Here is a 21,193-nt window from a genome sequence, read left to right on the forward strand (position 1 = left end):
ACGCCATGCGCAAGATCTACGTAGCAGGGCATCGCGGCATGGTCGGCGGTGCCATCCTGCGCCGGTTGCAGGATCGTCAGGCTGGGGGTGAAGCGATTGAGCTTGTGACCCGAACGTCAGCCGAGCTCAATCTGACGGACCAGACAGCTGTGCGGGAATTCATGCAGGTTGAACGACCCGATGTGGTCATTTTGGCGGCGGCCAAGGTTGGCGGCATTCACGCCAACAATACGTACCCCGCTGATTTCATTTATGAAAACCTGATGATTGAATGCAATGTGATTCATCAAGCCTTTTCGGCCGGGGTCACAAGCCTGCTGCAACTGGGCAGTTCCTGCATCTATCCACGCGCAGTTCCGCAGCCGATGCGGGAAGATGCATTGCTGACGGGCGTGTTAGAGCCGACAAACGAACCGTATGCGATTGCCAAGATCGCGGGGATCAAGCTGTGCGAAAGCTACAACCGTCAACACGGTGTCGACTACCGCTCGGTCATGCCCACGAACCTCTATGGTCCGGGGGACAATTTCCACCCCGAAAACAGCCATGTTCTGCCTGCCCTGATCCGGCGGTTTCACGAGGCAAAGCGCGACGGGCTGGACGAGGTTGTGATATGGGGAACCGGAAAACCGAGACGCGAGTTCCTGCATGTGGATGACATGGCCGAGGCGTCGCTGTTCGTCCTCGACCTGCCGCGCGACAAATATGAGGCAAACACGCAACCGATGCTGAGCCACATCAATGTTGGCACCGGCTCGGACATCTCGATTGCTGAACTGGCGGTGCTGGTGGCTGAAGTCACCGGGTTTGAGGGGCGGATCACACAGGATGTGTCCAAACCCGACGGCACGATGCGCAAGCTAATGGATGTGACCCGCCTGGCGGATATGGGCTGGCGCGCAAGCGTAGAGCTTGAGGATGGTTTGCGCGAGACTTATGCGTGGTTTCTTGAACAGAACGACGCAGATCTGCGTTCAAAGTGATTGCCCGGACTAAGGCCCGGGCAGCCTGATGTTCAGAACCAGCGACCAATTGCAATGGCCGTTGGCGCGTGCGTGGCTGCATCCGAGGATGCAGACAATACCTTGTAGGTCACCTGCGTTTTTGAAGGCGAAGCGAAGCCCACAAACCGGGATGCCGCACCCCCTGAGCCACTGATGACTGGAGCCGACCCCGGGGCGAAGCTTACAGGGAAGGTCCAGGTGTCTGTATTGCTTGCAAACATCGTCCCTTCGGCGGTGGTACACGCAACGGCATTCAATGCGGCGTTGCAGATCTGCGTTCCATCGGCAAAACGAACATAGTCACCATTTGCTGTACTGCCCCGTTCGATCACCGCACCAGTTGGAACGCCCCCGGATTCGGATACAGACCCCAGCAAATTGCCTGGACCATATCCGTAATCCGCCCGCATCAGGCGGCCTGTCGTTGTGTCGTCGGCACTGGCCTGAACGGCGGCGCCATCCACGATACCGGTGGTCGGATCAAGGCGCAGCGCTTCGGTCCAGCTGCCCCCATCAGGAGAGACCTTGATGGAAAACCCTGTGTTTCCAGCCAACCCCATTTCCGCATGGCCGGTCCAGTTGGACTGGAACAAAAGCGATGCGGTATCACCGGAACCGGCCTTGTTGATCTTGACCTGATGTCCGCCGCCATCATGGCTGAACAGCGTAGCAGGGCCGCGCACTGAAAGGCGATTTGTGTCGTCATAGCTGGTGGCGATGCCGACACCGTTCAGATTCTGTGTCGCCACCGGCGGATCAATCCAGGCAGATCCGTCCCAAATCCTGATCTGGCCAGCGGTCTGATCCCAGGCGCGCCATCCGATGCCGAGGGAAAGGAAGTGCCAGGCGTTGTCCAGCCAGGCTGCAAGGTTACCTGCCTGACCCGCCCATTCATCGGTTGGCGTAGATCCCAGCGCATGAACCTCGCCCTGCTCCGGAACCGGGGGAGGCGTGGTCGCGTTGGTGGCCACCACGCTGAGCTGCACCACGAGATCCAGCCGGCGCAGGGCCTCGTTATGGGTGACGTGTTTCTGGGCCTGCGAAGGTTGAAGAAATGGCAGGTCCAATCGGGGTGAGGTCTGTGACACGGGCGTCCTCCTGTGGCTGTCGGTCCGACAATTGCATTGCGCGCCACCCTGCCGTGGCACACATGAATCCTGTCCGACCGGGCCGAACGCCCGCGAAACGATTTGCTAATTAACTGCTGGTTGCCTGACACAGGGCCAGGAACCGCGTGCGAGAATCGGTCGCCTAGTCGCGCGCGTAGATATCCTCGTAACGGATGATGTCATCCTCACCCAGATATGTTCCGGTCTGCACCTCGATCAGAACCATCGGCACCTTTCCGGGGTTTTCCATCCGGTGCGTGGCACCCAGCGGGATGTAGACCGACTGGTTCTCGGACACGAGGCGCACGTCGTCGTCAATCGTGACTTTTGCCGTGCCTTCCACAACGATCCAGTGCTCCGAGCGATGGTGGTGTGACTGAAGGCTCAGCGCGGCACCGGGATGGACATGGATACGCTTCACCTGAAACCGGTCCCCGATCACAAGGCTTTCGAACCAGCCCCACGGGCGATGATCCACCGGCAGAGATTCCGCCTGCTTCGCGCCTTTCGCTTTAAGTGCAGCGACGGCCAGTTTTACGTCCTGCGCCTTGTCCATGCTGGCCACAAGTACCGCATCGGGCATGGCAACCGTGATCACGTTTTCCAGCCCCATGGCCACAACTTCCTGCGTCGGGGATTCCGACCGGATCAGGACATTGCGGCAATCGATTGCAGTCACTTCTCCGGTTGTGGCGACGCCATCGGCGTCAGGATTGCTCAACTCCTGCACGGCGGACCAGCTTCCGACGTCAGACCAGCCAGCGGCATAGGGCACGACGCTCAGGTTAGTTGCTTTTTCCATGACCGCATAGTCGATCGAAATATCGTTGACCTCGCTCCAAGCGGTCGCATCGAGACGCAGAAATCCAAGGTCGGTCTGCGCATCGGTAACCGCTTTTTGCACCGGCGGGATCAGGTCCGGGGCGTGTTGTTCGAAACTTGCAATGATGTCTTTCACCGCAAACAGGAAAATACCTGAGTTCCAGAGATAGCTGCCATCGGCGACCATTGCCTGGGCGTTTTCGAGATCGGGCTTTTCAACAAACCGGTCCAGCGGAACTGCGGTGTCTGCGTTCGGGGCATGGCTGAGTTTCAGATACCCATACCCCGTTTCCGGCCGGTCCGGAGTGATGCCGAAGGTCACCAGATCACCGCGTTCGCGGATGGCTTCGACACCTTTGGCAACAGCCGCGTGGAACGCGGATTTGTCCGGGATCACGTGATCGGAAGGGGCGACAAGCATGATGGCGTCCGGGTTTTCAGCAGCCAGGTATAGCGCAGCCGCCAATACGGCTGGGGCAGTATTGCGGCCCTCGGGTTCGATCAGGACCGGGCCGGGATCGATGCCAATGCCGTTTAGCTGCTCGGGTACAACGAACCGAAACGCTTCATTGGTCAGGATCAGCGGTTTGGCATAAGGCGCGTCAGACGGTCCGCACATCCGCGCGGCACAATCCTGCAGCAGGCTGGTTTCGCCAAGCAGCGGCACAAATTGCTTGGGATAGCTCTTGCGGGATAAGGGCCACAGCCGGGTCCCGGAGCCACCGCAGAGAATGACGGGATGGACAGTTGTCATGACGTTTGCCTTTGGATTTCAGTTGCCCTGAAAGAGGTGTTCGGGTTGCGCAAAGACCTATTGCGCCGCCTTTCCCGCAACAACGACATCATGGAGATACTGGCTCAGATCGTCGCGCAAATCGTTGCGTGCCAACGCAAAGGCCACGGTGGCTTGCAGGAACCCGGATTTGGAACCGCAATCGAACCTCTGACCGTTGAACTTGTATCCAAAAACAGGGACACCGTTCACAATGTCTTCGGCAATCGCGTCAGTCAGTTGGATTTCACCGCCGCTGCCCTTCTTTTTCTGATTGAGGTTATACAGGACCGACGGCCCCAGAATATAACGCCCGATCACCGCCAGGTTGGACGGGGCATCATCGGGGTCTGGCTTTTCGACCATGCCCTTGGTCCGGACAACCGTACCGATATTCTCACCAACATCGAGAACACCGTAGGAACTGGTTTTGTCCTTGGGAATTTCCATCGCGGCAACCATGTTGCCACCGGTTTCTTCATAGGCCTCGACCATTTGCTGCAGGCAGGGTTTGTCCGCCGCGATCACATCGTCGGGCAGCATGACGGCAAAGGGCTCGTCCCCGATCAGACGCCGGGCGCACCAAACCGCGTGGCCAAGGCCCAGTGCCTTGTGCTGGCGAATATAGGCGATGGCGCCGCTTTCCATGTTGGTTGCGCTAAGGGTTTCCAGCAGGTCGTCCTTGCCCTTGGCTTTGAGTTCCTGTTCGAGCACGAGATTGTGATCGAAATAATCCTCAAGCGCGGATTTCCCGCGCGAGGTGACAAAGATGAATTCGGTAATTCCTGCGGCACGGGCTTCGTCGATGGCGTATTGAACCAGCGGCCGGTCGACCAGGGTCATGATTTCTTTGGGAACGGATTTTGTTGCTGGCAAAAAACGTGTGCCCAACCCTGCAACCGGGAAAATTGCCTTGGTGACCTTACGTGCCATGATACCTCTCAAATTCAATACGAGCCCGGCAGGGTGTGGTGTGGCCGGTCTCTCCTCTTATGCTGCAACGCCTGAACAATCAACGTCGCCCGGGCCGCCGGGCTATAACTGGACAAAAGGTGCCACCTTGGTGGGGGAGAGTCAAAAACAACCCGTCAGAACATTTATGCCGAACTCTCCCCCGAGTCCCTGTATAGGCCCCGGGGGGAAGGTGTTCAGGACGTCGCCATGATGATCTCAAGCGGGTCATGTTCGGCCACATAGTGATCCGGCGCGATCTCGCTGAGTTGTGGAACATAGTCCGACTGTCCGGCCGACAGGCGACTGGGAAGGAAACGCAAAGCCGCCTTGGGATCCATGGGTGAGGGCAATTCTCCCGGTAATTTCAGACGTTGGCGTGTTCGCTCCACATCGGGGTCGGGTATCGGTACCGCCGAAATCAGCGACTTTGTGTATGGGTGAACCGGATCGGAACAAATCACTTCGCCATCGCCCAGTTCGACGATACGGCCAAGATACAGGACCATGATCCGGTTCGACACCGCGCGCACTACGGACAGATCATGGCTGATGAAGATCATCGACAGGCCAAATTCCTGTTGCAATTCTCGCAACAATTCCACGATCTGAGCTTGAATGGACACATCTAGAGCCGAAACTGCTTCATCACAGATGATCAGCTTTGGCTTGTTGATCATCGCCCGGGCGATTCCCACGCGCTGATTTTGTCCGCCAGACAATTCGTGCGGATAACGGTTGATCATGTTCGCCTTGAGGCCGACCCGCTCCATCATCTCGGCGACCAGTTCCTTGCGTTCCCGCTCGGTCAGGTCGGGGCGGTAGGTTTTCAGCGGCTCGGCAATCGAGGCCGAGATCGTCATGCGCGGATCCAGACTGGCCAGCGGATCCTGGAACACGATCTGCAGGTCCTTGCGATACTTGTTAAGCTCAGCCCGTCTCAGTCCGACGATCGGATGCCCCAGCCAGCTGACATTGCCCGCGCTTGGCTCGATCAGTTGAAGTACGGCCCGTGCCAGCGTGGATTTTCCGCAACCCGACTCGCCAACAACGCCCAGCGTTTCACCCTTGCGGATATCGAAGCTGACACCGTCGACCGCTTTCAGTGGAACCTTGCACCCGAACAAACCGCCCTTGACGTGGATCGGGAAGTGAACCTTGACGTTATCGACCTTGAGCAGCGGCTCTTCGACCTTGGCCAGAGCTTTGGGGGCATCACCGGCGTCGATGCGCGGCATCGCCTCAAGCAATGTGCGGGTATATTCATGCTGCGGCGCGCGGAAAATCTCCCGGGTGTCACCGCCCTCGACGAATTGACCAAGCCGCATGACCTGAAGGCGGTCGCACATCCGCGCCACGACGCCCATGTCATGAGTGATAAGCGCGATCGCCGTACCCTCGTCCTTTTGCAGTCGAACCATCAGGTCCAGAATGTCGGCCTGCACCGTTACATCTAGGGCGGTCGTTGGTTCATCCGCGATCAGCAGCTTGGGATTGCACAGCATCGACATGGCGATCATGACACGCTGGCGCATCCCGCCGGACAACTCGTGCGGGTATTGATCCAACCGGCGCGCGGCTTCGGGGATGCGTACACGGTCCAGCCAGTCCAGACACCGGGCACGAGCAGCCGAACCTTGCAGGCCTTCGTGAACCTGCAGCACTTCGCGCATTTGCTGGCCAACCCGCAAATGCGGCGTCAAGGCCGTGAGTGGATCCTGAAAGATCATTCCCACATCGGCACCGCGGATCTGATTAAGCTTTTGCACCGGCAGGTTCAGGATTTCCCTGCCGTTCAGCATTGCCGACCCGCTCGCGTGGCCTGCAGATGGCAACAGCCCCATCGCGGCCATGAAGGTCTGGCTTTTGCCCGACCCACTTTCGCCAACAATGCCCAGGCACTCACCCGGATTTATGTCGAAGCTGATGCCGTTGACGGCCTCGACCACGCCATCTGGAGTGTCGAACCGGACGCTCAGGTCTTTTACGGAAAACAGGCTCATATCAACGATCCTTCGGGTCCAGAGCGTCACGCAGACCGTCACCGATGAAGAACATGGTGATGATGATTGCGACATAGAATGTCAGGGGGTACATCAACTGCCACAGCGTGCCATAGCTCATCGTGCCGGCCCCTTCGGCAATCAGACGGCCCAATGAGGTGTAAGGTTCCGAAATCCCGAGACCCAGGAACGAGATGAAGCTTTCGGTCAGGATCATCTCGGGCACCAGTAGCGAGGCATAGACGATCACCACGCCCAGCAGGTTGGGCAGGATGTGGCGGTACATGATGGTAAACTCGCTGACCCCGGCGGCGCGGGCGGCCTCGATAAACTCGCGGTTTTTAAGAGTCAGAGTTTGTCCCCGCACGATCCGCGCCATGGTCAGCCAGCCGACCGCCCCAAGGGCGATGAACAGCATGAAGAATGACCGCCCTGCCACGACAAGCAGCAGGATGATGACCAGCGTAGCCGGGATCGCCAGCAGGATGTCGACAAAGCGCATCATGACACTGTCGGTACGGCCGCCGATATAACCTGCAGCGATGCCGTAGCAGGTGCCCACGATCAGCGCCGTTGCCGCCCCGATCAGACCCACCAGCAGGGACGTCGTGGTTGCCTGAATGACACGGCTGTACAGATCGCGCCCCAGATCATCGACGCCGAAATAGTGTCCGGTCTCGATGGACGGCATTCCCATGCCGCGCACGTCACCCATGACGTTCCAGTCGATCTCTTCGTTGTTCCAGGCTGCGAAATAGGGTCCGATAATCGTGAACAGGACGATCATCCCCAGAATGAAGACACTGGCCATCGCGGCCTTGTTGCGGACAAAACGCATCCGCGCGTCCTGCCAGAGTGAGCGCCCCTGAATGACCGTGTAATCGGTGATTTCCTCGGCCAGATGGGCGGCTTTTTGAGATTTTCCAAGCATTGCCTGCCCCTCAGTAACGGATTTTCGGATCGAACCAGGCATAGGCCAGGTCGGTAAGCAGGTTCACGACAACGGTCAGCGCGCCGTACAGGATCGTAACCCCCAGCAGCACGGCATAGTCACGCGACAGGGCCGAGCCGACGTAGGCCTGACCCAGACCGCCGGTCGAAAAATAGATGTCGACAAAGACCGAGCCGGTCAGCACGTAAACGAAGACCGGTCCCAGATAGGACACGACCGGCAGCAGCGTGGGTTTCAGCGCATGGCGCCAGATCACGGTTCTGGTCGGCAGCCCCTTGGCGCGGGCGGTTCGGATGAAGTTCGAGTTCAGAACCTCCAGCATCGATGACCGGGTAATCCGCGCGATCGAGCCCATATAGGACGTCGCCAGCGCGATGACCGGCATGATCAGGTACTGCCACTGACCGCCATTCCAGCCGCCGCCCGGCAGCCAGCCCAGCCACAGGGTAAAGGTCAGGATCAGGATCGGGCCCATGATGAAGTTGGGCAGCGCTTGCGCCGCGATGCCCAGACCAACCGCGAAATAATCGATCCAGCTATTGTGCTTGATCGCGGCGGCAATCCCAAGGCTCACACCGACTGCGGTCGCCACAAGAAACGACAGCGAACCATAGGTCAGCGAGATCGGGAAACCCTGCGCGATGATGTCGTTGACGTCCCGGTCCTTGAACTTGAAGGACGGGCCGAAGTCAAAATGAACGACGATGTTGTAAAGGTAGTCCCACAGCTGCTTCCACAGTGGCTGGTCCAACCCGTACCGCGCCTCGATATTGGCCAGAACCTGCGGCGGCAGCGGCCGTTCCGAGGTGAAGGGCCCGCCGGGCGCGAAGTGCATCAGAAAGAAACAGGCGACGATCAGCAACAGGATCGTCGGAATGGCGACGAGCAATCGCCGCAAACTATAGGCAAGCATTTCATGCCCCCATTTTTATTGGCCCTGCCCCGGATGTGACCGGGACAGGGCGCGGTTCAAAAACGATTATTCAGCGAGCTTGTAGAGGTTTCTTGAATACCAGTTCTGCTCGACATTGTTCACCGGCCAGTTCCCGACGTCGCTGTCCATCATGTAGACACCGGCGTAGTGGTAGATCGGGATCACAGGGGTTTCCTGCGCGATAATGCGCTCGACTTCCGTGTAAAGCGGTGCCGGATCGTTCGAGGTTTTGGCCTCGGCCAGCAACTCGTCGACGCGCGCGTTATTGTACTTGCCGTCGTTATAACCGGAATCGGATTGCAGCAGGTCAAGGAAAGTGGACGCTTCGTTATAGTCGCCACACCATGCGCCACGAGCCAGATCAAAGTTCTGGTTGCCGCGCTCTTCCAGGAAGACTTTCCACTCCATGTTGGCGAGTTCGACCTGAACACCCAGTTTCTGTTTCCACATCTGGCTCAGTGCCACGGCAACCTTTTTGTGGTCTTCCGAGGTGTTGTAGACCATCTCGAAGCTCAGCGGATTGTCGGGGCCAAATCCTGCTTCGGCCAGCAGTTCCTTGGCCAGCTCGTCCCGTTCTGGCTGGGTCATCGAAGCCATTTCTACAGCCGGGACTGTGAAGCCGGCAGTGGCCTCGGGCGCAAAGGTGTATGCCTGCGGCTGTCCGCCCGCCATGACCTTTTCAGTGATGATTGCGCGGTCGACGGCAAGAGACAAGGCTTGACGGACGTTGGGGTCCTTGAATGCCTCAGGGCCACCCTCGGACAGGTTGAACGTGTAATAGTAGTTGCACAGACGCGGGAAGCTGATGGCTTCTTCAGGGTGTTCCTCTTTCAGGCGCGGGTACTGACCGGCGGGAATTTCGGTGCGGTCAAGTTCACCAGCCAGATACCGGGTCAGGGCGACGTTTTCGTCGTTGATCACCAGTGACACAACCTTGTCGATGATGGTGTTGTCGTTGTCCCAGTACATTTCATTGCGTTCGCGAACCGAACGTTCCTGCGGCAAATGCTCGGTCAGTACATAGGCACCGTTCGATACGATGTTTCCGGGTTTGGTCCATGCATCGCCGAACTCTTCGATCACTTTCTGCGGGGCAGGGAAGGTGGTCGAATGTGTGGTCATCTGCGGGAAATATGGCAGTGGGGCGCTCAGGCGGACTTCCAGAGTCTTGTCGTCGATTGCCTTGACGCCCAGTTCATCCACGGGCTTTTCACCGGCAATAATTGCAGCGGCGTTCTCGATCGACATCAGTTCCATGAACCAGGCGTAGGGCGAGGACAGTTCAGGATCGACCGCGCGCTTCCAGGCATAAACGAAATCACCCGCCGTGACCGGATCGCCGTTCGACCACTTTGCATTGTCACGCAGTGTGAAGGTGTAGACGTCCTTGGTGTCATTGACGGAAAATTCCGTAGCCACACCGGGCACCAGGTTGCCATCTTCGTCCTGGTTCATCAGACCCTCGAACAGGTCGCGAACGATTTCCGCGCCCGAGACATCTTCGACAACCTGCGGATCGACCGAGCTGTGCTCGTCCAAAATGCGATAGGTAAAGGTCTGGTCGTCGGCCAGTGCCTCACCGGTTACAGGATGGGTTCCGGCGGCAAAGGCCGTGCCTGCAATGATGGTCGAGGACAACAGCCCCGCCAGCGACATCCGAATGGTCTTTTTCATGTTATGTACTCCCGTTTTTTGAAGCCAAGGCGCAAAACCCCGGTCGGGGTGGCGCGCGCCTGCCTTGGTTGTCCGACTCCGAACAAAACCGGGAGGGGTCCATATGTCTTGTTACTGATCGCAATGAACACCGCGTCGCAGTCTTTCGGTATGCAGTCGGGAACTGTTTGCGAAAGTCGCCTTTCACTGCGGCAGAAGGTGACATTGTTTTCGAAAAGGTTAAAGCCTTGGTCGTTCGTTTGAACAACCAAAGGTGGATTACTTCCTAAACCGTGGGTGCGTCGGAAATTTTAGGAAGGAACCCCGGGGGGGGCGTGACATTTTCGTGAACCTGCATCCAGAATGTGTCTTTGGAAAACCGCCAAGACCTGCGCTTCCAAGGCCGGGAGACAGCGAATCGCTATACCCTTGGTGCCGATCGAATGACGCTCAGCCCCTCAGGTCCGCTTTCATGTGCGCTTGCGGAAAGCAGGTGGGGGACTGACCTGTCGAAGACTGCCAGCGCCCGATTGACCGGCGCGTTTTGAACCCCGGCAATCCGTCCGCTCCACCGACATCGTGCCCCTGTTTCTCCAGCGCCCGTTGCATTGTGGCAACGTCTGATCGATAAAGCCCGCCGACCTTGCCCCAGCGCCCGGTGAAATCACCGACCCCATATTGAATACGGTCGCCGACGTGGCCCACGAACAGGGCGTAGAGGTCGCTTTTGTTGTACTCTTTGAGCACATAGAAATTGGGTGTCACGACAAAGGCAGGCCCGAACCGTCCCGCCGGCATCATCAGATACCCAACGCCGTCCCTGTCGTGGGCCGGAAACGGTTTGCCGGAGACGCGCGTGATCCCCATCGCCTCCCATTCATGGATGGGGCGACCCTGATCGGGGCCTTCAAGCGCACAGGAAACCGACCCGGGTACATCAACCTCGAACCCCCAGTCCCGACCAGAGATCCAGCCATGACGGTGCAGATAGTTCCCGATTGACGCTATGGTGTCTTCCGCCGAGCCCCAGATGTCGGTGCGTCCGTCGCCGTTTCCATCTACTGCATAGGTCAGGAAGTTCGATGGCATGAATTGCGGCTGCCCAAGCGCCCCGGCCCAACTGCTTTTCATGGTGCGCGCAGTCATGTGGCCGGCCTGCGCGATCTGCAGGGCGGCGACCAGTTCGGCTGTGAAGTACTCGGCGCGTGTGCTCATGAACCCCTTGGTGCCAAGAACCTCGAACGCGTCGTACCGGATCGGCACCTGACCATACCCGCTTTCACGACCCCATATCGCCAGAATGATCCGGCCTGGCACACCCGTCTGTCTTTCGACCTGGTCCAGTGTGGTGGAATGGCGGGCCGCCATTCTTCGCCCTTCCGATGTGGCGCCGTTTACGGAACCAGCGTTGAAGTAACGCCCCGGGGACCCGAACTCGGCCTGTTTTTGCTGTCTGGGGGTTTTTGCCTTCGTACCGGGAGGGACGAGGTCGGGCAGGTCCCAATTCAGGGTCACGCCCTCGAAAGCCGCTTCCATCGTGCGACGCGAAACGCCCTTGGCGCGGGCCTGAGGCCAGACCGTGGTGTTCAGCCAGGTTTGAAACTGTTTTTCAACCGTGGCACGATCCTGCGCCAGCGTTGCGGCTGGCAGGCATAGAAGGGAAAGAACAAAAACAACCAGTTTCATCACCACTCCGGTTTCGACTCTGGCGCAGTCCAAGTCAACAGCCATGGCCTCCGTCTGTCGGCTTTGGTTGAGCCGCCAGCGCGCCGATCAATCTCCGGTACGGTAAAAAACCTTGAGAAAATCTGTGACAGTGTCGATAGTTGGGCGGAAAACAACGGCATGAGAGGACGGGCAGGCGTGACCAGTTTCAGGATCTCTCCTGCGCCAGTTCCAATACTGGCGGCATTGGTGGTTTTGTTTGCCTCGGCCCAATTGGCTGGCGCAAGCGACAGTTTCATGAACCCGCAAGGGCCAATTGCGGCTGTTCAGAAAACCCATCTGCTGCGCGCAACAATATTGATCATGGTCGCTGTCATTCCTGTCCTGGTGTTGGTTCCCTTGATTGCCCTGCGTTACCGCCGCCACAAGGGCAGCACTGCCCAGTATCGACCAAACTGGGACTTTTCGTCCAGGCTGGAATTCCTGATGTGGGGGGTGCCTGTTGTCATAGTGGCGATACTGTCCTTCTACCTGTGGAAGGCGACCCATCGTCTTGACCCTTATGCCGCGCCTTTCGGTGATGCGCCCGCGTTGGAGGTGCAGGTTGTCGGGCTCGACTGGAAATGGCTGTTCATCTACCCCGACCTGGGCATTGCAAGTGTCGGAGAGCTGGGCATCCCGGTCAAGCAGCAGGTGGCGATGACGCTGACAACCGACACTGTAATGCAGTCCTTCATGATCCCGGCCTTGGCGGGTCAGATCTATGCCATGCCGGGGATGACAACCAAACTGCACCTTGTTGCTGACCATCCTGAACGGATGCAGGGGGAAAACACTCAGTACAATGGTCGGGGTTTTACAAAACAGAAGTTTCAGACGCTGGCGATGCAGCCTGACGATTTCAATGCATGGGTGGAAAGTGTGCGTTCCAATGGTATCCCGCTTGACCCTGAAACCTATCGGACTTTGGCCAAGCGAACTGACCGGGATGAGGTTCAGGCGGCGCTTGGCACGGCGAAAATGCCGGAAAACGCGCTCTATTTTACTCTGGATGACAAAGATCTGTTCATGTCCATTCTTCACCGATACCACAGCGGCGAACCGTTGCCTCGGGATCAACAGCCGGGAACCGCGCAGTTCGGGCAGGAGGTCAGTCAATGACGACGGTTGGATCAGGGTTCTTTGGCCGCCTCGACTGGGATGCCTTTCCGATCAGCGGACTGATCCGGGATCCCAACGCCAATGAAATCGTGGCCAATGTGGCGGCGGGCATCGTGATCGTCGGTGCCATTGCGGTTTTGGGCCTGCTGACGTGGTTCCGCCTTTGGGGACCGTTGTGGCGGGACTGGCTGACCAGTGCGGACCACAAGAAGATCGGCATCATGTATATCGTCTTCGCCATCGTCATGTTGGCGCGCGGCGTGTTGGAGGGCGTTGTCATGCGCGCCCAGCAAGCGGCGGGACCGGGCGACGGATTTCTTGAGGCTGAACATTTCGCGGAACTGTTCAGCACCCATGGTACGATAATGGTGTTTTTTGTCGCCGTTCCGTTTGTCTTTGGGGTCGCAAATTATCTAGTCCCGTTGATGATTGGCGCGCGGGATGTGGCGTTTCCGGTGATGAACCAGATCGGGTTGGGACTGACCGTTTCGGCTGGCATGATGCTGATGGTGTCGTTGGTTGTGGGTGAGTTCTCGACGGGCGGCTGGACGGCCTATCCGCCCTACACGGGTGCAACCTTCAATCCGGGCGTTGGACCGGATTACTGGATCTGGGCCATTGTCGTCTCGGGCGTCGGCACAACGCTGACGGGCATCAACTTTGCCGTCACGATTTACAAACTGCGCGCGCCCGGAATGACGTTCATGCGGCTTCCGATGTACTGCTGGACGATCATCTGCAGTTCGATCCTGATCATCTTCGCCATGCCGCCGCTTGGGGTCGCCGCGCTGTTGCTGGCGGCCGATCGCTATCTCGACTTCCACTTTTTCACCAACGACCTTGGCGGCAACATGATGAACTATGCCAACCTGTTCTGGCTGTTCGGCCACCCCGAGGTCTACCTTTTGGTTCTGCCCGCCTATGGTATCTATTCCGAGATCTTCGCGACCTTTTCGGCCAAACGGTTGTATGGATATAACTCACTGGTCATCGCCACGATGTCGATTGCGGTGCTGTCCTTTACCGTCTGGTTGCACCACTTCTTCACCATGGGCCAAAGCGCCCTGATCAACGCGGTTTTCGGCATCGCGACCATGCTGATTGCCATCCCGACCGGCGTAAAGGTCTATGACTGGATGGCGACTCTGTACCGTGGCCGTATCCGGTTCTCGGTGCCTATGCTGTATGGCCTGTCGTTTCTGATGCTGTTTGTCATCGGCGGGCTTAGCGGCGTGATACTGGCCAATCCCACCGTGGATTATCAGGTACACAACACCCTGTTTCTGGTGGCTCACTTCCACAACGTGCTGTTGCCGGGTGTGCTGTTTGGCCTGTTGGCCGGATACAATTACTGGTTCCCCAAGGCGTTTGGCTTTCGGCTGAGCGAGTTTTGGGGCAGGGTGTCTGTGGCCCTGTGGACCGTCGGCTTTATGCTGACCTTCCTGCCGCTTTATTTTGTTGGCCTGATGGGTATGCCGCGCCGGTCCTTCAGTTGGGAGGATCCGAGCTTCCACCCCTATATGATCGTCGCGGTTGTCGGCTCGCTCGTCATTCTGATGGCGCTTTTGTCGGTGCTGGTGCAACTTTGGGTCAGTATCAGGGATCGCGCAAAGACACGGGTACCGGTTGGCGACCCGTGGGACGCGCGAACGCTGGAATGGGCGACACCGGCACCGCCGCCGTCTTACAATTTTGCGATCATTCCGCAGGTGTCCGACCGGGATGACTTTGCCGCAGCCAAGGAAAACGGAACGGCCTACTCATCCGCGGATGCCTATGAAGACATCGAGATGCCCCGCAATACAGCCATCGGCTTTGTGCTTTGCGTGCTCAGCGGTGTTTGGATGTTCGCTTTGGTCTGGTGGATCTGGTGGCTGGCCATTCTGATGACCGTTCTGATGATCCTGGCGGTCATCATCTGGACTTTTAACACCGACACCGAGGAGGTGATCCCGGCCGAAGTTGTTCGCAAACAGCATGAAGCCTGGCTGGATCTGGTGCGCAAATCCCAACCCGTGAACCGCGATCTGGAAACTGCATCGGAAAACCGCGGTCTTGCCGGCCCCGATCTGGAGGCCGCGACATGAGACGCGCACCCTCACATAGCTATCCGGGTCTGAATTTGGGCGAAAACCACGCTAGCGCCGATAAATCGAGCGAGGTCGTCACCTTCGGCTTCTGGGTCTTCCTGATGAGCGATCTGGTCTATTTCGGCCTGATGTTCGCGATCTATATCACGATGATCGACGCGCAGGCGGGTGGCCCCGGACCGCATGAACTGTTCGACCTTTACAGCATCTTCGCCCAGACCATGATCCTGCTGACCAGCAGCCTGACGGTTGGTCTGGCCATGCTGGCGTTGAAATACAACCGGCCGCGCGTGCGTGTCATTTTCTGGTTCTGCCTGACATTGCTGCTGGGCATCAGCTTTCTGGTGCTCGAGGTTCGCGACTTCATGGCCATGGCGGAAAAGGGTGGGGTACCACAGCGCAGCGGGTTTCTGTCTGCCTTCTTCGGGTTGGTCCCGCTGCACGGGTTGCATGTGGCCGCTGGCTGTGTCTGGCTGGTCGTGCTGGGTATTCAGCTTCGGGTGATGGGGATGACCGACAAGGTGATCTCGCGCGTCATAAGGCTGGCGCTGTTCTGGCATTTCCTTGACCTGATCTGGATCGGCATCATCACCATCGTCTACTTCGGAGGGCTGACTTATGGATAAGCAGACCGAGATGTTCCGCCGCGAACGGCGCCGATATCTGATAGGATATGGCGGGTCGCTGGTGCTGACCCTGGCCGTATTCATGATCGCCTATCGGTACGGTATCGAAACACCCGGGGTCTATCTGACCATTGGCCTTCTGGGTCTGGCGCAGTTGATTGTTCAACTGGTCTATTTTCTGCACATCGACCGTCGCCGCAGCAGCCGCGAGGATCTGGATCTGGTCCTGTTTTCGACATTGGTCCTGCTCATCATCATCCTTGGAACCGTCTGGATTCTGGGCAATCTGTCTGTGCGGATGCACACGATCCCGATGTGACGGACCCGCCACTTCGGCACTCATTTGGAACGGATCACATGAAATCCCTGAAAACCGTTGCTGTCATTGCCATGCTGGGCGCGATTGCCGCCGGACTGCTTTTGTACTGGCGCCATGAGGAGCGTTACCCGTCGACCAAGGACGCCTATGTCGGGGCCAACATCATTTATGTTGCTGCGCAGGTCACAGGGCAGGTGTCCGGCCTTTCTGTCGTAGAAAACCAAAAGGTCAAAGCGGGCGATCTTTTGTTTGAAATCGATGCCACACAATTCAGCGCGTCGGTCGATCAGGCCCAGGCCGATCTGGACAGTGCCAGGCAGCAGGCTCAGTCCTATTCAACCCAGATCGCGGCGGCCGAAGCATCAGTGAAGTCGGCGCAATCTGCATTTGATACTGCACAGAAGAATTTCGAGCGCTCAAAGGCGTTGTTCGCCAGCGGGGATGTCGCGCAGGTCTCGCTGGATCAGGCCACGACCGATGCTGCGCAGGCCTCGGCACGGCTGACGACAAGCCAGTCCAGCCTTCTGGCATTGCGCAGCGGATTGGCGGCGAAAAAGGACGATGTGCTGGCGGCACAGGCGCAGCTTGAAATTGCGAAGGCGAACCTGAACTGGACCAAAGTTTACGCCGCGGCAGACGGCTGGATCGCCAATCTGACCCTACGGCCCGGCTCAGCTGTATCTGCCAACGCCCCGCAATTTTCAATTATCGAGTCTTCCGATTGGTGGGTGGATGCCAATTTCAAGGAAACTGCATTGCCGCGTATTCGTTCCGGCCAACCCGTGACCGTCAGGGTCGATATGTTGCCGGGCATGTCCCTGACCGGCAAGGTCGCCTCGATCGGTCGGGGGTCGGGCGATACATTCTCTCTATTGCCGACCGAGAATTCCAGCGGGAACTGGGTCAAGGTTACACGCCGGTTTCCCGTGCGCATCGCGCTGGATCCGACCGACGCACCCTTGCGCGTCGGTGGCAGCAGTAAAGTGACCGTGGACACAACGACTGATCAGGCTGAAAAGTGACATTTACGGTCGCCAGCCATGTGAATCCGGTGATCGTTATCGCCGTATTGCTGAGCGCCATCCTTGAGGTGCTGGACAGTACGATCGTCAACGTCGCTCTGCCTCATATTCAGGCGGCATTCGGAGCGACCACCGATCAGGCGACATGGATATTGACCAGCTATATCGTCTCGGCTGTTGTGGTTATGCCTTTGACCGGGTTTGTTGCGCGGCGAGTGGGCCGCCGCCGCCTGATCCTGACCGCTGTTACCGGATTCGCCACCATGTCGGTGATGTGTGGCCTGTCCTGGAGCCTTGAGACCATTGTCGCGTTCCGTCTGGCGCAAGGCATGTTCGGGGCGTTCCTGATCCCCCTGTCGCAATCCATCCTGTTTGATGCGTTTCCAAAGGAAAAACGCGGCAATGCTATGGCTGTATTCGGGTTGGGTGTGGTCGTCGCGCCGGTTCTTGGGCCTACAGTCGGTGCAATCCTGACCGAGTATTTCTCGTGGCGCATGGTGTTCTTCGTCAACCTTCCCGTGGCGGCCATGGCACTGTTGCTGCTGGCCGGGGAACTGCCTGATGACAAGACCGAAGACGTCCGGATTGACTGGAAAGGTCTTGCGCTGCTGGCGGTCGGGATCGGATGCCTTCAATTCATACTCGATCAGGGCGAGACCAAGGATTGGCTGTCCTCTCGGGTCATTCAGGTCGCGTTGATCGCCTCGGTTCTGGGCGCGCTGGGTTTTATTGTTCATGCCCTGTCCGCCAAAAACGCGGTTGTCGACCTGCGGCTGTTTGCGGATCGCAATTTCGCGCTGTGCAATCTGATCATCGCAGGTTTTGCGATTTCCCTGTTCGGAGGGATCGCGATCCTGCCGACCTTTGTCCAGAACCTTCTGGACTTTCCGGTCATCGAGTCCGGGCATTTGTTCATCCCGCGCGGGATTGCGGCGGGATTGTCGATGGTGTTGACGGGGTCCGTGCTGGTTACACGGTTCGATCCCAGGCTTCTGACCGGTCTGGGTTTATTGCTGACAGCCATCGGGAACTTCATGTTGGGCGCGCTCAATCTGAATGCCGGTTTCTGGCAATTGGCCTGGCCAGGTGCGGTCAGCGGATTGGGCATGGGACTGGTTTTTGTACCCATGTCCATTCTTGCCTTCGAAAGCATTAGCAAGGCCCGCCAGGACGAAGCCTCGGGGCTGTTCAACGTGACCCGGCAGTTGGGCTCGTCAGTTGGCATATCGCTGGTTGGTACTTGGGTCGTGCGTGGTCTGCAGACGAATACCGCGACCCTCAGCCAGAACGTGACGCCGTACAATCCCGCCGCACAGGCATATCTGAAGCCGCTTGGCCTGACACCGGACAGCCCGCAAGGGGCGGCAATTCTGGGGCAGGAGATCGCGCGGCAGGCTGAGATGATCTCTTATCTGACTGTATTCAACAACCTTGGGCTACTGGCATTAACCACGATCCCACTGGTATTCTTTTGTCGGGCGCCGAAACCGGGAACGGAAGTCAGCGTTCATGCACATTAGCGCATGACCGTCAGACCCAACCACAAGCTCGCCCAGCACAAAACAAGGCTGAGCAGGATATTCCCGGCTGCCAAAGCGATTGTCCGTTCGCGGTGCAGTTCCAGCGACTGATAGGCGAAGCTGGAAAAGGTCGTGAACCCGCCGCAAAACCCAAAAACCAGCCGTTTTTCTTCTTCGCCCATGTCTGCGGCACCGCCCAGATACCCTATCCACAGGCCCAAAAAGAGACTGCCCAGAATATTCACGATCAGCGTGGACAATGGCAGTTGGTGCGTGACTTTAAGCGCAAGCCAATGTCGCATCACGGCGCCAATACCCCCACCCAGGCCAAACATTGCGTGCAGATACAGGTCGGTCATGTCCGGGAACCACCTGATTGGAACCGCCGCCCCGTCATCTCACCCAGAATTGCGGCTCCCAGACCGACAGCAATTTCCGCCACGGCGGCGACAGCGGCCATCCAGCCGCTGGACATTGCCATGACTTCAAGATCGGCAACGAAGGAGGAAAAGGTCGAAAGCCCCCCGCAAAACCCGACCGCACCCAGATGCAGCACATGTGCATGGACACGGTGGCGTACGGAGTACAGCCAGCCCAGAACAAAGCACGCGACCACGTTGATCCCGAAAGTTGAGGTTAGGTAGGGCAACCCGGGTAAGTTGACGGCAAACACCTCGCGCAGCAGCGACCCTGCCGCTCCGCCTACGAATACGGCAGTGAACATAAGCGCATGGTGCCGGTATGTTGCCTGTTTCGCTCGCTCTGCCAAGGGTCGGGCCTGTTCTGGTGTCTGTTTGGCATACAGACTGGCAGGTGTGGGATCAACCAAAGTCGGGACCCATCGCGGATCATCACATTTCCGTCTGATCAGAATGCAGGACATACAAGGGCTTGCAATCCATAACCAAAAAGCCTCTCGTTAAGCCAAGCAAACCCCGGCCCGCCAAGCGCAAGGAGACCGAAAATGATCGTTCGCAGGCTTTATTTCGTGCTCAGTTGCGTCGTTTTGCCGTTGACCCTGCTGCTGGGATTTTTCTGGTCTCCGATCCATTGGCTGCTGGTCCTGCTGGTGCCCTATGCCGCGGTTGGGGCATATGACTTGATGACAACCCGGCACAATGTGCTGAACAACTATCCGGTCCTTGGGCACTTCCGCTATATGCTGGAATTCGTAAGCCCGGAAATCCGCCAGTATTTCGTGGAAACCAATGAAAGCGGTCGGCCTTACAACCGGATCGTCCGGTCGTTGGTCTATTCCCGCGCCAAGGGTCAGGTGGATACGCAGGCCTTCGGGACACAATACGATATCCTCACTGTTGGCTACACTCGCGCGGCGCATTCACTGGCACCCAAACACGTGCCCGAAAGCGAGGAGAGGGTGACGCTGGGCGGGCCGCAATGTGACCAACCCTACAGCGCGTCCCGACTGAATGTTTCTGCCATGAGCTTTGGGGCCCTCAGCGCCAACGCGATCCGGGCGCTGAACGGCGGAGCCAGGGATGGTGGGTTTGCGCATAACACCGGCGAAGGCGGGCTGTCGCCGCACCATCTGGCCGAAGGTGGGGATATCATCTGGCAGATCGGGACCGGTTATTTCGGATGCCGCACCCCGGAGGGTGGTTTTGACAAGGATCTCTTTGCCGAAAAAGCAAAAAAAGAGGTGGTCAAGGCCATAGAAATCAAGCTGTCACAGGGGGCAAAGCCTTCGCATGGTGGCGTTCTGCCCGCGGCCAAGGTTGATGAAGAGATTGCCGAGATTCGTGGTGTTCCGGTGCACCAGGATGTCATCTCACCCCCCACGCATTCTGCGTTTGAAGGCCCGACGGGCCTGATGCATTTCGTTCAGCACCTGCGGGAAATGTCGGGTGGCAAACCGGTGGGGTTCAAGCTGTGCATCGGCAAACCGTCCGAATTCATGGCGATCTGCAAGGCCATGCTGGAGACCGGTATTCTGCCCGATTTCATTACCGTTGACGGTGCGGAGGGTGGCACCGGGGCGGCCCCGGTCGAGTTTACCAATCGGTTGGGCATGCCTCTGAATGAGGCTCTGATCTTTGTGAACAACTGCCTGCGCGGCGTAGGTTTGCGCGACCAGATACGCGTCATCTGCTCGGGCAAGGTAGCGACTGGTTATGACATGATCGAGAAATTTGCGTTGGGGGCGGACATGTGTAACGCGGCGCGGGCCATGATGTTCGCGGTGGGCTGTATCCAGGCCTTGCACTGCAACACCAACCGCTGTCCTTCGGGCGTGGCGACACAGGATCCGGTCCGGGGTCGGGCCGTGAACGTCCCGCAGAAGCGTCAGCGCGTTCACCGGTATCATGACGCCACGTTGGAGAGCTTTCGCGATTTGCTTGGCGCGATGGGTAAAGAAAAGGTTGCTGACCTGCGTCCTTCGGATATTCACCGCCGCACGGCGGATGAGTGCGAGCGAACGTATGCCGAACTGTATTCCTTCATCGACGACGGTGCTCTGCTGACTGAAGCGATACCCGAGATGTTTGCAGAAGACTGGAAAACAGCCTCGGCCGATCATTTTTGATTCTTTTTCGGAACGCGCCAAGGATTGACGCCTGGTATCCGTCTT

At 58.1% G+C, this 21,193-nt stretch carries 18 protein-coding genes; 8 read left to right on the forward strand and 10 right to left on the reverse strand.

The annotated features are described in order from the left end of the window. Positions 1–5: 5 nt before the first annotated feature. Positions 6–983, forward strand: coding sequence for a GDP-L-fucose synthase (fcl, locus tag ACR0FE_RS11855; protein WP_170825029.1), 978 nt, complete (start codon positions 6–8; stop codon positions 981–983). A 32-nt stretch (positions 984–1,015) separates the two neighbouring features. Here the strand turns inward: fcl and ACR0FE_RS11860 are convergent, their stop codons facing one another. The 8 genes from ACR0FE_RS11860 to ACR0FE_RS11895 all read right to left on the reverse strand — a co-directional run bounded on the left by ACR0FE_RS11860 (position 1,016) and on the right by ACR0FE_RS11895 (position 11,886). Further along, positions 1,016–2,092 carry a DUF2793 domain-containing protein gene (locus tag ACR0FE_RS11860; RefSeq protein ID WP_480912871.1) on the reverse strand — a complete coding sequence of 359 codons (1,077 nt, stop codon included), beginning with the start codon at positions 2,090–2,092 and terminating at the stop codon, positions 1,016–1,018. Between the two features lie 163 nt (positions 2,093–2,255). Beyond that, positions 2,256–3,689: a mannose-1-phosphate guanylyltransferase/mannose-6-phosphate isomerase gene (locus tag ACR0FE_RS11865; RefSeq protein ID WP_480912872.1), complete on the reverse strand. Its 1,434-nt coding sequence runs from the start codon at positions 3,687–3,689 to the stop codon at positions 2,256–2,258. 57 nt (positions 3,690–3,746) lie between these two features. Beyond that, positions 3,747–4,640, reverse strand: coding sequence for a UTP--glucose-1-phosphate uridylyltransferase GalU (gene galU / locus ACR0FE_RS11870; RefSeq protein WP_170681231.1), 894 nt, complete (start codon positions 4,638–4,640; stop codon positions 3,747–3,749). 215 nt (positions 4,641–4,855) lie between these two features. Then, positions 4,856–6,661, reverse strand: a complete 1,806-nt coding sequence (locus ACR0FE_RS11875) for an ABC transporter ATP-binding protein (protein ID WP_170816888.1) — start codon at positions 6,659–6,661, stop codon at positions 4,856–4,858. Position 6,662: 1 nt separating this feature from the next. After that, the gene (locus tag ACR0FE_RS11880) at positions 6,663–7,592 is read right to left on the reverse strand and encodes an ABC transporter permease subunit (protein WP_170611380.1); all 930 of its coding nucleotides are present in this window, start codon (positions 7,590–7,592) and stop codon (positions 6,663–6,665) included. A gap of 10 nt (positions 7,593–7,602) precedes the next feature. Beyond that, a complete protein-coding gene (gene oppB, locus ACR0FE_RS11885; protein WP_039543927.1) occupies positions 7,603–8,526 on the reverse strand; it encodes an oligopeptide ABC transporter permease OppB in 924 nt (307 codons plus the stop codon). Between the two features lie 66 nt (positions 8,527–8,592). Next, on the reverse strand, positions 8,593–10,221 hold the full coding sequence (locus ACR0FE_RS11890; RefSeq protein WP_480912873.1) for a peptide ABC transporter substrate-binding protein: 1,629 nt from the start codon (positions 10,219–10,221) through the stop codon (positions 8,593–8,595). Positions 10,222–10,650: 429 nt separating this feature from the next. Beyond that, on the reverse strand, positions 10,651–11,886 hold the full coding sequence (locus tag ACR0FE_RS11895; RefSeq protein ID WP_480913007.1) for a lytic murein transglycosylase: 1,236 nt from the start codon (positions 11,884–11,886) through the stop codon (positions 10,651–10,653). A 177-nt stretch (positions 11,887–12,063) separates the two neighbouring features. Here ACR0FE_RS11895 and ACR0FE_RS11900 point away from each other — a divergent pair, with 177 nt between their 5' ends. The 6 genes from ACR0FE_RS11900 to ACR0FE_RS11925 are packed head-to-tail and all read left to right on the forward strand — an operon-like array spanning position 12,064 to position 18,603. Then, positions 12,064–13,026, forward strand: a complete 963-nt coding sequence (locus ACR0FE_RS11900; protein ID WP_480912874.1) for a cytochrome ubiquinol oxidase subunit II — start codon at positions 12,064–12,066, stop codon at positions 13,024–13,026. Continuing rightward, positions 13,023–15,113, forward strand: a complete 2,091-nt coding sequence (locus tag ACR0FE_RS11905) for a cbb3-type cytochrome c oxidase subunit I (RefSeq protein ID WP_480912875.1) — start codon at positions 13,023–13,025, stop codon at positions 15,111–15,113. The genes ACR0FE_RS11900 and ACR0FE_RS11905 overlap by 4 nt, the downstream gene beginning before the upstream one ends. After that, positions 15,110–15,742, forward strand: coding sequence for a cytochrome c oxidase subunit 3 (locus ACR0FE_RS11910; protein WP_170611372.1), 633 nt, complete (start codon positions 15,110–15,112; stop codon positions 15,740–15,742). Before ACR0FE_RS11905 ends, ACR0FE_RS11910 begins: the two co-directional genes overlap by 4 nt. Beyond that, the gene (locus tag ACR0FE_RS11915; RefSeq protein WP_480523335.1) at positions 15,735–16,061 is read left to right on the forward strand and encodes a cytochrome o ubiquinol oxidase subunit IV; all 327 of its coding nucleotides are present in this window, start codon (positions 15,735–15,737) and stop codon (positions 16,059–16,061) included. The genes ACR0FE_RS11910 and ACR0FE_RS11915 overlap by 8 nt, the downstream gene beginning before the upstream one ends. Before the next feature lie 38 nt (positions 16,062–16,099). Continuing rightward, the gene (locus tag ACR0FE_RS11920; RefSeq protein WP_480912876.1) at positions 16,100–17,083 is read left to right on the forward strand and encodes an HlyD family secretion protein; all 984 of its coding nucleotides are present in this window, start codon (positions 16,100–16,102) and stop codon (positions 17,081–17,083) included. Then, entirely contained in the window at positions 17,080–18,603 is a 1,524-nt protein-coding gene (locus ACR0FE_RS11925) for a DHA2 family efflux MFS transporter permease subunit (RefSeq protein ID WP_170825027.1), read from the forward strand. The genes ACR0FE_RS11920 and ACR0FE_RS11925 overlap by 4 nt, the downstream gene beginning before the upstream one ends. On the opposite strand, the gene ACR0FE_RS11930 is transcribed toward ACR0FE_RS11925, so the two are convergent. Continuing rightward, positions 18,600–18,962 carry a FluC/FEX family fluoride channel gene (locus ACR0FE_RS11930; RefSeq protein WP_170611366.1) on the reverse strand — a complete coding sequence of 121 codons (363 nt, stop codon included), beginning with the start codon at positions 18,960–18,962 and terminating at the stop codon, positions 18,600–18,602. The two genes, ACR0FE_RS11925 and ACR0FE_RS11930, sit on opposite strands and share 4 nt — an antisense overlap. Beyond that, positions 18,959–19,327 (reverse strand): FluC/FEX family fluoride channel, encoded by a 369-nt coding sequence (locus ACR0FE_RS11935; RefSeq protein WP_170611364.1) that lies wholly within the window; start codon positions 19,325–19,327, stop codon positions 18,959–18,961. The genes ACR0FE_RS11930 and ACR0FE_RS11935 overlap by 4 nt, the downstream gene beginning before the upstream one ends. A gap of 240 nt (positions 19,328–19,567) precedes the next feature. Between ACR0FE_RS11935 and ACR0FE_RS11940 the strand changes: the two genes are divergently transcribed. Continuing rightward, positions 19,568–21,148 carry an FMN-binding glutamate synthase family protein gene (locus ACR0FE_RS11940; protein ID WP_480912877.1) on the forward strand — a complete coding sequence of 527 codons (1,581 nt, stop codon included), beginning with the start codon at positions 19,568–19,570 and terminating at the stop codon, positions 21,146–21,148. The last annotated feature ends 45 nt before the right edge of the window (positions 21,149–21,193 follow it).

The organism is Ruegeria sp. K7 (genome assembly GCF_056531785.1).